This is a genomic window from Kibdelosporangium persicum (assembly GCF_013280595.1).
Classification (GTDB): Bacteria; Actinomycetota; Actinomycetes; order Mycobacteriales; family Pseudonocardiaceae; genus Kibdelosporangium; species Kibdelosporangium persicum.
In genome coordinates this window covers 149,535-162,772 of record NZ_JAAATY010000006.1, presented here as the reverse complement: position 1 = coordinate 162,772, position 13,238 = coordinate 149,535, and the positions used below count along the sequence as shown (strand labels likewise).

General features: G+C 69.2%; 13 protein-coding genes. 6 read left to right on the top strand and 7 right to left on the bottom strand.

All coding sequences use genetic code 11. From position 1 onward, the window contains the following. Positions 1–22: 22 nt before the first annotated feature. From GC106_RS13480 to GC106_RS13475, 3 genes are all read left to right on the top strand, one after another. A complete protein-coding gene (locus tag GC106_RS13480) occupies positions 23–637 on the top strand; it encodes a TetR/AcrR family transcriptional regulator C-terminal domain-containing protein (protein ID WP_173129220.1) in 615 nt (204 codons plus the stop codon). 346 nt (positions 638–983) lie between these two features. Continuing rightward, the gene (locus GC106_RS48775; RefSeq protein ID WP_281368471.1) at positions 984–1,118 is read left to right on the top strand and encodes a hypothetical protein; all 135 of its coding nucleotides are present in this window, start codon (positions 984–986) and stop codon (positions 1,116–1,118) included. A gap of 277 nt (positions 1,119–1,395) precedes the next feature. Then, positions 1,396–2,484 (top strand): response regulator transcription factor, encoded by a 1,089-nt coding sequence (locus GC106_RS13475; protein WP_173129217.1) that lies wholly within the window; start codon positions 1,396–1,398, stop codon positions 2,482–2,484. Between the two features lie 135 nt (positions 2,485–2,619). Here GC106_RS13475 and GC106_RS13470 read toward each other — a convergent pair whose 3' ends face one another. Beyond that, a complete protein-coding gene (locus GC106_RS13470) occupies positions 2,620–3,177 on the bottom strand; it encodes a DUF4262 domain-containing protein (RefSeq protein ID WP_173129214.1) in 558 nt (185 codons plus the stop codon). Positions 3,178–3,298: 121 nt separating this feature from the next. Further along, complete coding sequence (locus GC106_RS13465) at positions 3,299–3,895, bottom strand: TetR/AcrR family transcriptional regulator C-terminal domain-containing protein (RefSeq protein WP_173129211.1); 597 nt, start codon at positions 3,893–3,895, stop codon at positions 3,299–3,301. A 71-nt stretch (positions 3,896–3,966) separates the two neighbouring features. Between GC106_RS13465 and GC106_RS13460 the strand changes: the two genes are divergently transcribed. Further along, positions 3,967–4,428 carry a hypothetical protein gene (locus GC106_RS13460; RefSeq protein ID WP_173129208.1) on the top strand — a complete coding sequence of 154 codons (462 nt, stop codon included), beginning with the start codon at positions 3,967–3,969 and terminating at the stop codon, positions 4,426–4,428. Here the strand turns inward: GC106_RS13460 and GC106_RS13455 are convergent. Further along, on the bottom strand, positions 4,352–5,548 hold the full coding sequence (locus GC106_RS13455) for an MFS transporter (RefSeq protein WP_173129205.1): 1,197 nt from the start codon (positions 5,546–5,548) through the stop codon (positions 4,352–4,354). The two genes, GC106_RS13460 and GC106_RS13455, sit on opposite strands and share 77 nt — an antisense overlap. Positions 5,549–5,816: 268 nt before the next feature. Between GC106_RS13455 and pdxR the strand changes: the two genes are divergently transcribed. Both pdxR and GC106_RS13445 read left to right on the top strand, forming a co-directional pair. Then, positions 5,817–7,247 (top strand): MocR-like pyridoxine biosynthesis transcription factor PdxR, encoded by a 1,431-nt coding sequence (gene pdxR / locus GC106_RS13450; RefSeq protein ID WP_312872630.1) that lies wholly within the window; start codon positions 5,817–5,819, stop codon positions 7,245–7,247. 60 nt (positions 7,248–7,307) lie between these two features. Further along, entirely contained in the window at positions 7,308–8,174 is an 867-nt protein-coding gene (locus GC106_RS13445; protein WP_173129203.1) for a PhzF family protein, read from the top strand. Here the strand turns inward: GC106_RS13445 and GC106_RS13440 are convergent. From GC106_RS13440 to GC106_RS13425, 4 genes are read right to left on the bottom strand one after another with little or no spacing between them, the layout of a single operon-like run. Further along, positions 8,105–9,118 carry an SWIM zinc finger family protein gene (locus tag GC106_RS13440; protein WP_173129202.1) on the bottom strand — a complete coding sequence of 338 codons (1,014 nt, stop codon included), beginning with the start codon at positions 9,116–9,118 and terminating at the stop codon, positions 8,105–8,107. The genes GC106_RS13445 and GC106_RS13440 overlap by 70 nt on opposite strands. After that, complete coding sequence (locus tag GC106_RS13435; RefSeq protein WP_217280464.1) at positions 9,112–11,463, bottom strand: DEAD/DEAH box helicase; 2,352 nt, start codon at positions 11,461–11,463, stop codon at positions 9,112–9,114. The genes GC106_RS13440 and GC106_RS13435 overlap by 7 nt, the downstream gene beginning before the upstream one ends. Continuing rightward, entirely contained in the window at positions 11,460–12,242 is a 783-nt protein-coding gene (locus GC106_RS13430) for an ABC transporter permease (RefSeq protein ID WP_173129200.1), read from the bottom strand. The genes GC106_RS13435 and GC106_RS13430 overlap by 4 nt, the downstream gene beginning before the upstream one ends. Continuing rightward, the gene (locus GC106_RS13425; RefSeq protein ID WP_173129198.1) at positions 12,239–13,189 is read right to left on the bottom strand and encodes an ATP-binding cassette domain-containing protein; all 951 of its coding nucleotides are present in this window, start codon (positions 13,187–13,189) and stop codon (positions 12,239–12,241) included. The genes GC106_RS13430 and GC106_RS13425 overlap by 4 nt, the downstream gene beginning before the upstream one ends. Between the last annotated feature and the right edge of the window lie 49 nt (positions 13,190–13,238).

The following is a 13,238-nucleotide window of genomic DNA, read 5'->3' as shown; positions in this document are numbered from 1 at the left end:
CACCGTTGTTAAGCTGTCAAGGGTGAAGCTCACTGCGGACGTCATCGCGCGCACAGCGCTGGAGATGCTGGGCGAGACCGGTTTGGACGGCCTGTCCATGCGGTTGGTCGCCGCGCGCCTGGATGTCCAGCCGGCCGCGCTGTACTGGCACGTGAAGAACAAGGCGGAGTTGCTCGACGCGATGGCGTCGGCGATCTTCAACGACGCCGCCGACGGCCTGGAAGCGCCCCGCGCGGGCGTGACCTGGCAGCAGTGGCTGGCCGACTGGGCGCGCCAGCTGCGCACGGCGATGCTGCGCTACCGCGACGGCGGCCGGATCTTCGCCAGCAGCAGCGTCACCGAACCGGCCCTGTTCCGCGCGACCGAACTGGCGCTACGCACCCTCCAGGACGCGGGCTTCGACGTCCAGCCCGCCGCCCGCAGCCTCGCCGCGCTCGTGCACTACGCCGTCGGGTTCACCATCGAGGAGCAGAACCACACGTACAAGTCGGGAACCGCGCACGGCGTGCTCGACGCGGCCAGGTTCCCGTTGACGGCGCAGGCGTACGTGGACGACGAGCTGTTCGACCCGAACACCGACGAGTGCTTCGAGTACGGCATGAAGATCATCCTCGCCGGCATGCAAGCCACCCGCTAAGGCGTCCTCCCGGTAGGGCTCGGACCCGACCGGGGCCTGCGCAGGTGTTGGTTATGTTGTTTGCAGGCTCTTGCGGCCGGCATCAGGGTCACGGGACCGTTGGCCGGTCACCTTCGGTGAATGGGTTGTGACCGCATGGTGGGCCTTCTCTCGCAGTCCTACTGCCGCGGGCTCGTCGCGACAGCTCGCGATGGTCGCGATCGCTGTCGAGAGGAGGGTCGTTGTGAGGCAACCCGGGAACCGAACGGCTCGGCCGAGGACGCCGGCGGGCAGGACATCCCAGCCCAGGGGTTCAGGTCGGCTGTCAGGTGGCCTCCGCATGAGGGCACCTCATGCCTGGAGGGGGATGCGCGCGGTACTGCTGATTCTGGAGGCCGTCATCGCAGCCCTGAAGGAGGATGAGGCCCTCGCCATGACGGCGAGGGCACTCGTCGCGGTGGGTGACATGATCGTCGACGCTGGCGCGCACAAGCGGTCATGACACCAGGTCCGGCCGTCGCATGGCGGCCGGGCCGTCGCCTACACCAGGGAACAACACACGCCGGGAATCAGACAAGAGCCGCTGGCACCTCGGTACCGTGCGGGCGACACAAAATCGGTTTCGTGTCGAAGTTTCTTACGAGCCGGGAAGGAACCGTTCGGTGGAAGCCGCGACCGGGGGTATCTGCCAGGTGTGTGGCGAGCCGCTTCCGACGACGTCTGACGTGGGACGCCCGCGCAAGTTCTGTTCGGACAGGTGCCGGTCCTACGCGCACCGCGTGCGGGACCGTGCGAACCATCGAGCCGAGGCTCGCCGGTCTCGCCTGTGCCAGAACGAGATAGCCGGACATCAGTGCAACCGTGCGGCCGAGTTCGTGCTCACGGTGAACGGCCAGGACTTGAGAGTCTGCGCCGCCTGCCACGAGCTGACGCTGGCCTTCCTGGTCAATCAGGGCACGTCTGCCGAAATGGTGGACACGCGGAGGATCTCCGACGCGCCTGCGGACGCCGCGGGCGCATCGTCCGTTCCCAGGCTCTCGCAAGGGGGAGGCCGGGTCCTGGTGATCGAGGACGAGCCGGCCTTCCTCGAACCGCTGGTGTTCCTCCTGAAACACGAGGGGTACGACACCGTGGGAGTCACGGACGGGCCAAGCGGGCTGCAAGAGGCATACGCGCACCGGCCGGACGTCGTTCTGCTCGATCTCATGCTGCCCGGGATGAGCGGCCTGGAGGTGTTGCGCCGGCTACGCGAGGTCAGCGACGTCCAGGTGATCGTGGTGACGGCCAGAGACTCCCTCGACGACAGGATCCTCGGATTGAACAGCGGCGCGGACGACTACGTCGTCAAGCCGTACCACACGAAGGAACTCATCGCCCGCGTCCGCCGGGCGATGCAACGACGCCACCCTGGCAGTCCGGCGGGACACATCTATGACGACGGCGTGTTGTACCTGGACACCCGAACGAGAGAGGTGCAGGCGGCTGGTACCGGGCTGAAGGTGACTCCACACGAGTTCCGCCTGCTCGAACTCCTTGCCCGCTCGGCCGGCACAGCTCAGCCGGCCGGCACGATAGTCGCCGCCGTGTGGGGAGCATCCAGACCCGCGACCGTGTCCGACACGGACAGCAAAAGAAACCTTGCGGTCCTCGTCGCACGGCTGCGGCGCAAGCTGGACATGACCGATCTGGGCGGCGGGGTGATCGTCGCCGCGAGAGGCCAAGGCTACTTCTACCGGCCACCGAACAGCACGGCGGTTCCGATGACGCAGACAGCCGCTCCTGCTGATCCGCCCGGCGGTTACGGTCACGCGGGCCGACTCCTCGACACGCTCAACGCCAGGGATTCACAGCCCGGTGCCAGCGAGTGATCGCACGCGCAGCGGCGGCTCGCTGAAATGGCCTGGCCGAACAACTCCACGACCGCACGTCGGTCGCCGACTGCGCCGGCAGCGTGAGCAAGGCCGGATCACGCCGCGTGCGCCAGAACCCGGGGGTGATGCGGGTCAGACCTGCTCGGTCCACGGGCCAGGTGGATGCTCGTTGTGGGGCAGCCACAGTCGTGGTTGCAGATGCTCGTACCGTTCGGTGAACTTCTCGTCCCCGGGATACCGGCCGTTGCGGTCTGGCCAGAGAAGTTGAAGGAACGGCACGGTCGGGGTGGCGCGGTAGAATCCCATGGACGTACCGAAGAAGACCTTGCGCCAACCTTCGTCCACGGACCTGAGCGTGACCCGGTAGTCACCGCTGAGGATCTCGTCGAGCTCGTCGTCGGCGGCCGGCGTGCGGCCCGCGGCGATGTGATCACCGACTGCGTTGAGGCACCGCATCATCACGTCCGGCTCAAGACCGAACGTGGCGATCTCGGGCGAACGGTAGGTGTGCCACAGCCCGACGGTGAACGCCCAGCCCGCGCTGGTGTCGTCTTCCGGTATCGCCAGCACGCCCCAACCGGTTTCACCGATGTCGTCGACCAGTTTGGCGTCGATATCGTCGAGCCTGTCGCGATCGCCGTAGTCCTGGCAGACCAGGCATCGGCAGATCGCGGCTTCTTCGGCGAGCATGGCCCGGAACGGTAGCGCACGCGTGCCGAGGCTGTATCCACGGAACGGACGCCTGGCGCCGACGTTGGACCGGTTTCCGGTTCACCCGCAACCGGGCGCGACGCGGAGCGCCGGTGATCCGTCAAGCGGGCTGGCGCGGTGCCGCCCGGGTGAGGCGTTGTTCCAGCCCGTCGAGGAGGACCTCGATGCCCAGTTCGAACAGCTGCTCGCCGGACATCGCGACGTCGGCGACCTTGTGCAGGCTGGGGTAATCGGCCTCCGGCGGATCGATCGGACGGGCCGGTTGCTGGGCGGTACTCAGCACGTGCGCGGCCAGCAACTGGGCGATACCCGCTGCTTCGTCGTCCGGGAAGCCCGCCTCGAGCAGGATTCGGACGGTGGTATCGACGTGTCCCAGGCGGTGCGGGCCGGTGGGCGGCCGTTCGCGCAGCAGCGTTGCCGCGTCACGGTGGGCGGTCAGTAAAGTCCGGAACTGCCTCAGCCCGCTGGCGAGTTGGTCGCGCCATGACATCGTGGGGTCGATGTCGAACGCGTCCGCGCAGATCGCCTCGGCGACCAGGTCGAGCAGTTCGGCCTTGTTCTTGACGTGCCAGTAGAGCGTCGGTGACTGCACGCCGAGCTTGGCGGCCAGCCGCCGGGTGCTCAGATCGGCCAGTCCCACTTCGTCGAGCAGTTCGACAGCCACCTCGGTGATCTGCCGGATGTCCAAGCGAGCCACACGACAGACTTTATCAGTGGTAGAGTGTCTCTATCGGCGATAGAGACACTGCGTGTCGGGGGTGACTGAACATGTGGACGGGGATTCTGCGGGTCGTGGTGGTGCTGTGCTCGGTCGTGTTCACGATCGGCACGGCGCTGCACGGGTTTGTGATCATCGATGCGGGTGTGCTCGCCCGCACGATGGAGCTGGCCGGGAGCGGGGCCGATCCCGGCGGGTTCTTGACGGGGTTCCGGGTGGTCGGTGCGGTGTTCGTGGTGGCCAACGCGGTGGGGCTGCTGGCTTTACGCGCCGGGAACTGGCTGTTCTGGGTGGTGCTGGCGGTCAATGCCGGCCAGGCGGCGGGTGTGGTGATGGTGCCGCCCGAGATGTTCGACGCGGTGGTCGAGACGTACGGCTGGGCCGGTGTGCTGCCGTCGGTGGTGACTGATGGCGGTGCGCTGATCCTGGTGCTGGTCATGCTGGGCAGGGTGCTGGCCGTGGTGCGGCGACGGTCCGGGAGCGCTCAGCCCACCGCACAGCCGGGCCGATGACCAGGCCGGTGATCATGAAGACGGCGCCGAGCACGAGCCAGCCCGGGATTCCCCAGGTGACGATGAGGGTGGTGAGCATCAGCGGGGCGATCACTCTGGCGACGGCCAGGCCGTTGCCGAACAGGCCCTGGTACTGGCCCTGCTTGTCCGGCGGGGCGAGGGTGAAGCTGATCTCCCATGCGCCGGCGGACTGCGTCATCTCGCCGTAGGTCTGCACGAGTGCGGCCACGAGCAGGATGCCTGCGGCGAGCCAGGCCGAGGTGCCCAGTGCGGAGAGCGCGAACACGACACAGGAGACAAGCAGCATCGCTCCGGCCCGGCGCATGGAGCGGGCGGCGGACTGCAGGGAGGTGACCTGCCGGGCGATACGGACTTGGAACAGCACCACGGAGACGGTGTTGAGCAGCAGGATCGCGGAGACCATCCAGCGTGGCGCGTCGGTGTGCTGCACGATCCACAGGGGCGTGGCCAAGGTGATCAGGGGGACGTGCAGCAGCATGATCGTGTTGAGCAACGCGAGCAGGGCATAGGGCCGGTCGCGCAGGACGGCGAGTTTCGGTCCGGCGCTGGGCGTAGGCGCGACCTCCGGCAGCGGGCGCAGGATCGCCGCGCAGATCAGGAAGCTGACCGCGTCGACGCCGAAGACCGTCATGTAGGCGGCCGGGGTGTCGACGTAGAGGGCGAGGCCGCCGAGGCCTGCGCCGATGGCGATCCCGCCGTTGATGGCGGCCTGGATGACCGCGCGGGTTCTGGTGCGCAGCTCCGGTGGGACAAGGCCGGCCAGCAGAGCCTGCCGGGCGCCGGTCAGCCCGCATTGGCAGCTGGTGTAGAGGCAGACGGCCGCGAGGAACGGCAGGAAGGAGCGTACGAACAGGAACAGGCAGATCGCTGTCGCTGTGGCGATGGCCAGCAGGATCGCGGTGGTCCGCGGACCACGCCGGTCGGCGAGGTGTCCCAACGGCACGCCGGCCACGAACCCGACTGCCCAGCCGATTGTCAGCCCGAGCCCGACCTGCGTGGCCGACAGGCCGACAACGCGCGTGAAGTACAGCGCGGAGGTGACGTAGAAGGCGCCGTCACCGATCGAGTTGGTCAACTGAGCCGCTGCGAGTCTGCGCACGACAACGAACCTACGGAGTAGATTGGTCGGTCGTTATAGCCAATTTCCACACAACTGAATGGACCAATAGGCTACGTGTCCCGCGGTCCTGGGCACGAGGCGTCCGCCTGGAACGACCAGCGTCGTGAGTGCTGGCCGGTCATGCGACAGGCGCGGCGGCGAGCGACCTGCGGCGTGTGGGATAGCCAATTTGGTGCGCTGAGCTTGCCGCGTGGAGAGCCGGCCTGGGCCGTCGTGGCGCTGGGCCTGGGTGGAGGGATCGAGCGTCGTGGTGCGAAAGCAGGAGACCGCGTACACCTGGGATTTCCACGTCAGCCTGGAGGGCCGGGGCGATCTGTCCGCGCGGATCTACCGGGAGCTGCTGGCGGCGGTCGTGGAGGGGCGGTTGCGGCCGGGTGAGCGGTTGCCGCCGACGCGGGAGCTCGCGCAGCGGCTGCAGGTGTCGCGCACGACGGTGACCGACGTGTACGAGCGGCTGACCGCGGAGGGGTTTCTGGTCGGCCGGGTGGGTGCGGGCACGTTCGTCAGTGACCAGCCGGCGAAGCCTGTCCCCCGTGGGCGACGACGTGACCGTGGTGTGGTGCGGCCGCGGCGGGTGTGGGCGTCGGTGGCGGAGCCGCAGGTGGACCTGGTGCTGCCGTACGACTTCCAGCTGGGAGTGCCGGATGGGCGGTTGTTCCCGTTGGAGACGTGGCGGCGGTTGGTCAGCCGGGAGCTGCGGGGCCGGACCGTGCATCCCGCCCGGTATGCCGATCCGGCGGGGCATGGCGGGCTTCGGGCGGCGATCGCGCGGTACATCGCCCTGTCGCGTTCGGTGCTCGCGGATGCCGAGGACGTTCTGGTCACGCAGGGGGCTCAGCAGGCGCTGGATCTGGTCGGTCGGGTCCTGGTCGAGCCGGGCGACGTGGTGGCCGTCGAGGAGCCGGGCTACTCCCCTGCCCGGCGGTTGTTCCAGTCGTTGGGTGCGCGGGTGGCCGGGGTGCCGGTGGACGGCGAAGGTCTTGACGTCACGGCGATTCCGGCGAAGGCGCGGCTGGTGTACACGACGCCGTCGCATCAGTTCCCGTTGGGCACGCCGATGTCGTTGGCGCGGCGTACCGCGTTGCTGGCGTGGGCCGAGCGGCATGACGCGGTGATCGTGGAGGACGACTACGACAGTGAGTTCCGGTTCTCCGAGCGGCCGTTGCAGCCTTTGCAGAGCATCGATCGCAGCGGCCGTGTCGTGTACGTCGGGTCGTTCTCGAAGATCATGCTGCCGATGCTGCGGGTCGGGTTCCTGGTGGCGCCGCCGTCGTTGCGCTCCTCGCTGCGGACGGCCAAGCAGCTCGTGGACATGCAGGGTGATCTGGTCACGCAGGGCGCGCTCGCCCAGTTCATCGAGGAGGGCCTGCTCGCCCGCCATGTCCGTAAGGCGACGCGGGAGTACGCCGCACGGCACGAGTTGATCAGCGCGACGCTGCGGCGGGAGTTCGACTGGCTGACGGTGGTTCCCTCCAGCGCGGGTCTGCATCTGTGTGCGCGGACGGAGTTCGATCCGGTCGGTGTTGTCGCGCGGGCGCGTGAGGCCGGTGTGGGTGTGCAGGCGCTGGCGGACTTCTGTGCCGGGGCGCCGCAGCACGGGATCGTCCTCGGGTACGGCGGGATCCAGGTGCCGCAGATCCCGGACGGGCTGCGGCTGCTCGGTGCGGCCCGGCGCTGAGGACCAATTTCGCCGAATTGGCTATGGGTGTCGCTGGAGTGGCCTTTTAGCGTCGGGGGTATGCGAATCCGGATCATTGACGCGTTCACGGACCAGCCGTTGCGGGGTAACCCGGCCGCGGTGTGCCTGCTGGCGGATGGCTGGCCGGATGAGGACTGGATGCGGCAGGTGGCGGCCGAGATGAACCTGTCCGAGACCGCCTTCGCGCATCCGGTGGACAATGCCGACGCGGATTACGCGTTGCGGTGGTTCACGCCGGAAGTGGAGGTCGACCTGTGCGGGCACGCGACCCTCGCGACGGCACACGCGCTGCGCGCTGACCGGGACGCAGCGGCGACAGTCAGGTTCAGCACCCGCAGCGGAATCCTTGTCGCGCACAGCTTCGACGACGGCAGGATCACGTTGGACTTCCCCGCGGCCACGCTCGAGGAGGTCTCGGTGCCCGACGGGCTGGCCGAGGCGCTCGGTGCCGTGCCGCTGGCGGCGTACCGGACCGGCGCGTTGGGTGATCTGCTGGTGGTGCTGTCCGATGAGGACACTGTGCGGGGGTTGCGCCCGGACATGGCGGCGATCAAACGGTTCGAGGAGCACCACGAGATCCGTGGCGTGATCGTGACGGCTGAGGCGGCCGAGTACGACTTCGTGTCGCGGTTCTTCGCGCCGCGCGACGGCTTCCGGGAAGACCCGGTCACCGGCAGCGCGCACACCGCGTTGGCGCCGTACTGGTCCGCGCGGTTGGGCAGGCCGAGTCTGGTGGGGTTGCAGGCGTCGAAGCGGACGGGTGTGGTGCGCACCGAGGTGCACGGTGACCGGGTGCATTTGACGGGGCACGCGGTCACCGTGCTGGACGGTGTCCTTCAGATCGAGAGCAAGGCGGTGGCCGGGTCGGTCTCGGGTGGCCCGGCCGGGAGCCATTCGCCGTCCTGACGCCGATAGGGGTACCAGCGGCCGTCCTTGCCCAGCCGGAGCTGAGTGGTGCCCGCGGTCCAGTGGTTGCGGGACTGTTCGAGTGCCGGGATGTCCTCTCCGGACAGGGCCGCCGCGGCTTTGGCGAGGTCGGTTCTGCCGGGACGCCAGGTGGTTTCGAGTACCTCCAGGCCGGCTGGGCCGCCGTAGGACCAGGCGCGGATCGCGTGGGTGAGGTCGCGGCCGGTCGCTTCGGCCAGTTGCGTGGCCAGTGCCGGGTAGGTCGTGGCCCACCGCACGATGTCCTGCCATTCGGTGAGGTCCTGGATGTCATCGCCGTCCAGCAGGGCTTGTGCGCGGGCCGCGGCGTCGGTCACGAGGTAACGCAGCATGGACGACGGTGGTCCGCTGCGCAGGTGCAGTTCGTCGAGCAGGTGCTGTTCGCCCCGGCCGCGGATGAGCAGCAGCACGAACGGGTCCTCGTCGAGCAGCCACGCGACCTGGTAGGACAGTGCGGCGGCGTGCCGGCACGGCAGTTCCCAGCCTTCGCAGTCGCACTCCGGTTCCAGGTCGGTCATCTGCGGCAGGATCGGCACCTCGGCCGCGGTGAGGTCGTGTGGCATCTCCTTGTCCAGCAGCGCGGCGATGTAGCCGGACTTGACCGCCACCCAGTCCAGCAGCCGGGCCCACTCCGCGTCGGTGAGCTGTGCGATGTGGACGGTCGTGGTGTGCGGGGTGCGGTCGCTGCCGTAGACGGTCGCGGCGATGCGGCCGGGGCTGACGGTGATCGGCCCGACCTGGCCGCCGTAGGCGTACTTGCGGCCGATCTTCATCTGCGTGGAGTCCAGTGCGGCGTCCTCGATGGCGGTGATCCACGCGTTGCCCCACCAGGATCGGGCGAAGCGGGCGCGGCTGCGGGCACCCGCGGGGAAGGCCGGGAAGCCCCGGACGTCAGCGTTCACCATGTCCCCCGCAGTTCGATCAGGTCGGCCAGTTCGGCGTCGGTCAGTTCGGTCAGTGCCGCCTCGCCGGTTCCCAGCACGGCGTCGGCGAGTTTCCTCTTGTCCCGCAGCATCTGCGCGATCCGGTCCTCCAGGGTGCCTTCGGCGATGAGCCGGTGGACCTGGACCGGGCGGGTCTGGCCGATGCGGTACGCGCGGTCGGTGGCCTGGTCCTCCACGGCCGGGTTCCACCAGCGGTCGTAGTGCACGACGTGGTCGGCTCTGGTGAGGTTCAGCCCGGTGCCCGCGGCTTTGAGCGACAGCAGGAACACGGGTGCCTCCCCGTTCTGGAACCGCCGGACCATCCGCTCCCGGGCCGCTACTTGTGTGCCGCCGTGCAGCAGTTGCGTGGTGACGCCCTGGCTGTGCAGGTGGCGCTCCAGCAGGCGGGCCATGGTGACGTACTGGGTGAACACCAGCACGGACCCGTCTTCGGCGAGGATGGTGCCGATCAGTTCGTCGAGCAGTTCGAGCTTGCCGGACCGGCCCGCCAGGTCGGCTTGGGGTTGTTTGAGGAACTGGGCGGGGTGGTTGCAGATCTGTTTGAGCCCGGTGAGCAGTTTCATGATCAGGCCGCGGCGGGCGATGCCGGTGCTGGTCGTGATCCGGGCCATCACCTCGTCGACGAGTGCCTGGTAGAGCCCGGCTTGTTCGCGGGTGAGCGCGACCGGCCGGTCGGTCTCGGTCTTGGGCGGCAGTTCCGGTGCGATGCCGGGATCGGATTTGCGGCGCCGCAACAGAAACGGCCGGACCAGTGGGGCCAGTCCGGCGGGCCGGCCGTCCCAGCGGGCCCGGAACGCCGCCAGGGGCCCGAGCAGGCCGGGGGTGGTCCAGTCGAGGATCGCCCAGAGCTCGGAGAGGGTGTTCTCCACGGGGGTGCCGGTCAGCGCGACCCGTGCCGCGGACGGGATCGTGCGCAGCGCGGTGGCAGTGCCGGACCTGGGATTCTTGACGTGTTGTGCCTCGTCGGCGACCAGCAGGTCCCAGTCCTGCCGGGCCAGCAGGTCGGCGTCCAGGCGCATGGTGCCGTAGGTGGTGAGCACGAATCCGCCGTGCAGGTCGTCGAGGGATCGGGCGGTGCCGTGGAAGCGGCGGACCGGGGTACCGGGCGCGAACCTGGTGATCTCCCGTTCCCAGTTGCCCAGCAGCGACGCCGGGCACACCACGAGGGTGGGCCGCGAACCGCGCCGCAGGTGCAGCGCGATCAGTGTGATGGTCTTGCCCAGGCCCATGTCGTCGGCCAGGCAGCCGCCCAGTCCGAGCGAGGTCATCCGGTCGAGCCACCGCAGGCCGCGCAGCTGGTAGTCACGCAGCGTCGCGGCCAGGCCGGCGGGTTGCCCCGGGTCGTCCTCGAAGCCGCTGTCGGGGTCGGAGATGCGCTGACGCAACGATTCCAGCCAGCCGGTGGCCATCACGGGCACGTAGTCGCCGTCGATCTCGGTCGAGCCGGTCAGCGCCGCGCCCAGCGCTTCGATGGTGGGCAGCGGTTTCAGCGCGCGGTCACGGGCTTTGCGGGCCAGCACCGGGTCCACCAGCAGCCATTGGTCACGCAGGCGCACCAGCGGCCGGTGGGCGTCGGCGAGGATGTCCAGTTCGGCGTCCGACAAAGCCTGCCCGGCGAGGGTGACCTCCCAGTTCAGGTCGAACTCGCCTCCCGGGCCGCCGCTGATGACCGCGCGGGCGGCCAGCGAGCGGGCGACCTCGTCGGGCCACAGCACGTCGATGCCCGCGTCGGTCAGGCGCTGGATCGCGCCGCCGAGCAACTCGGCCATCTCCTGGTCGCCGAGGGGGATCTCGCCGGGTTCGGTGTCGTCGAGGAACCGTTCCAGCGGCGGCCAGACCGTGGCGGCGCGGCGGACGGCGAGCATCGTCGCGGCGTTCCAGTCGCCGGGGAACTCCAGGTGTGCCCGGAATTCGGTGTGGTCGAAGTCGACGGTCAGGCGCAGCGCGACGCGGACCGTGGCGTCGAGCGCGCCGCGGGGCATGTGCTGTGGTTCCCGTGCGGCGAACGCCTGGCCGCCGAGAACCAGGGGCGCCGCCGGGGTGCGCGGGAGTGTGTCGGCGATGGCGTTGTCGAACTCGTCGGCCTCGCCGTCGATCCGCCACGTGTCGTAGCCGCCGGGTGAGATGGCGGGCACGATCCTGCCGTCTGCGATCAGCCGCAGGGCGCGGCGGGTGCGGGGTCCCCAGTGGGGGTCGTGCAGGAGGGTGGGCAGCGCGGCGCCGACCGGGACCCGGACGGTGTCGTCCGAGTCCCGGAAGACGAACTGGCTCGCCCGTGGCGGGTCGGCCGGTTCGAACTCGATCAACGGCTCAGCCTCCGGTAGCGGCGCACGGCCAGCGGGAAGAAGATCGCGAGCAGGACCAGCGGCCACACCAGGGCCATCAGCACGGCGTTCTGGGTGATCCAGGAGTCCGCGGCGATGCCCGGGTTGCCGAACAGGTCCCGGATGGCGGTCACGGTGGAGGACAACGGGTTCCACTCGGCGATGGTTCCCAGCCAGCTGGGCATGGTGCTGGGCGGGATGAACGCGCTGGAGAGGAACCCGACCGGGAACTCCATGGTCTGCATGGCGGTGACCATGGCCTGGTTGCCCGCCATCAGCCCGCAGAAGATGCCGATCCAGATGAACGCGAACCGCAGCAACAGCAGCAGCGCGATCGCCAGCACGGTGTCGCCGGCGCTGCCGTTGCTCTGCCAGCCCATCGCCAGCCCGCACAGCATGAGCACGGTCAGCAGCATGACCGAGTCGATCATGTCGGCGATGCTGCGGCCGAGCAGCACGGCCGAGGGTGACATGGGGATGGACCGGAACCGGTCGGTCACGCCCTTGCTGATGTCATCGGCGATGGCGGTCATCGTGGAGCCGATGCCGAAGAGCATGTTCATCGCGAACATGCCGGGCATCAGGAACGCCTTGTAGTCCCCGCCGCCCGGCACGTTCATCGCACCACCGAGCAGGTAGCCGAAGATCAGCGCGATCAGGACGGTGAACGCCACCCCGAACAGCACCGACCCGGGTTCGCGGACCCAGTGGATCAGTTCGCGCCGGGTGATCGTCCAGCCGTCGACCAGTGCCCATTTCATGCCGCGGCCTCCTTCTCGGTCAGCGACAGGAAGACCTCGTCGAGGGTCGGCCTGCGCAGTGCGATGTCCTCGACGTCGATCCGGGCGGCCTTGAGCGTCTGCGCCACGTCGACCAGCGCGGTGACGCGGTCGGTGACCTGCACGCTGATCCGGCGGGTGTCCTGGTCGACCTCGGCGATGGCGCCCGCGGCCTTGCCGGTCAGTTCGGCCGCGCGGGGCAGGTCGGCGGTGGCGTGCAGCACGACGTCGATGCGGTCGCCACCGAGCTTGGACTTCAGCTGGTCCGGGGTGCCCTCGGCGATCACGACGCCGTGGTTGATCACCGAGATCCGGTCGGCCAGCTGGTCGGCCTCGTCGAGGTACTGGGTGGTCAGCAGGACCGACGTGCCCGCGGCGACCATGTCGCGCACGGCCTGCCAGACCTCGCTGCGGCTGCGGGGATCCAGGCCGGTGGTGGGTTCGTCGAGGAACAGCACCTGCGGCGCGAGGATCATGCCCGCGGCGATGTCCAGCCGTCTGCGCATCCCGCCGGAGTAGGTCTTGGCGGGCCGGTCCGCCGCGTCGGTCAGCCCGAACTGGTCGAGCAGTTCGTCCGCGCGCCGCCGGGCCTGCCTGGCGCCGAGGTGGAAGAGCCTGCCGAACAGCTCCAGGTTCTGCCGGCCGGACAGGATCTCGTCCACCGCGGCGTGCTGGCCGACCAGGCCGATCTTTCGTTTCACCGCCAGCGGGCGGGTGGCCACGTCCAGGCCGGCGACTTCGGCGCGGCCATCGGTCAGTTGCAGCAGCGTCGCCAGGATGCGCACGGCGGTGGTCTTGCCGGCGCCGTTGGGTCCGAGCAGACCGCAGACCGTGCCCTCCGGCACGGCCAGGTCGAACCCGTTGAGCGCGTAGTGGTCGCCGTACCGCTTGCGCAGCCCCTCAGCGACGACCGCGAGTCTTTCGGCCATTCGAGTACCCCACTCCATACTAAAACTTGAATGCCGGGCCGGGAGTATG

What these genes read in the sequence shown, in the direction of transcription:
- GC106_RS48775 (WP_281368471.1), top strand. Translation starts at nt 984, where the DNA reads ATGCGCGCGGTACTGCTGATTCTGGAGGCCGTCATCGCAGCCCTGAAG.
- GC106_RS13470 (WP_173129214.1), bottom strand. Translation starts at nt 3,177, where the DNA reads ATGCTCGCCGAAGAAGCCGCGATCTGCCGATGCCTGGTCTGCCAGGAC.
- GC106_RS13460 (WP_173129208.1), top strand. Translation starts at nt 3,967, where the DNA reads ATGTGGACGGGGATTCTGCGGGTCGTGGTGGTGCTGTGCTCGGTCGTG.
- GC106_RS13445 (WP_173129203.1), top strand. Translation starts at nt 7,308, where the DNA reads ATGCGAATCCGGATCATTGACGCGTTCACGGACCAGCCGTTGCGGGGT.
- GC106_RS13440 (WP_173129202.1), bottom strand. Translation starts at nt 9,118, where the DNA reads ATGGTGAACGCTGACGTCCGGGGCTTCCCGGCCTTCCCCGCGGGTGCC.
- GC106_RS13430 (WP_173129200.1), bottom strand. Translation starts at nt 12,242, where the DNA reads ATGAAATGGGCACTGGTCGACGGCTGGACGATCACCCGGCGCGAACTG.
- GC106_RS13425 (WP_173129198.1), bottom strand. Translation starts at nt 13,189, where the DNA reads ATGGCCGAAAGACTCGCGGTCGTCGCTGAGGGGCTGCGCAAGCGGTAC.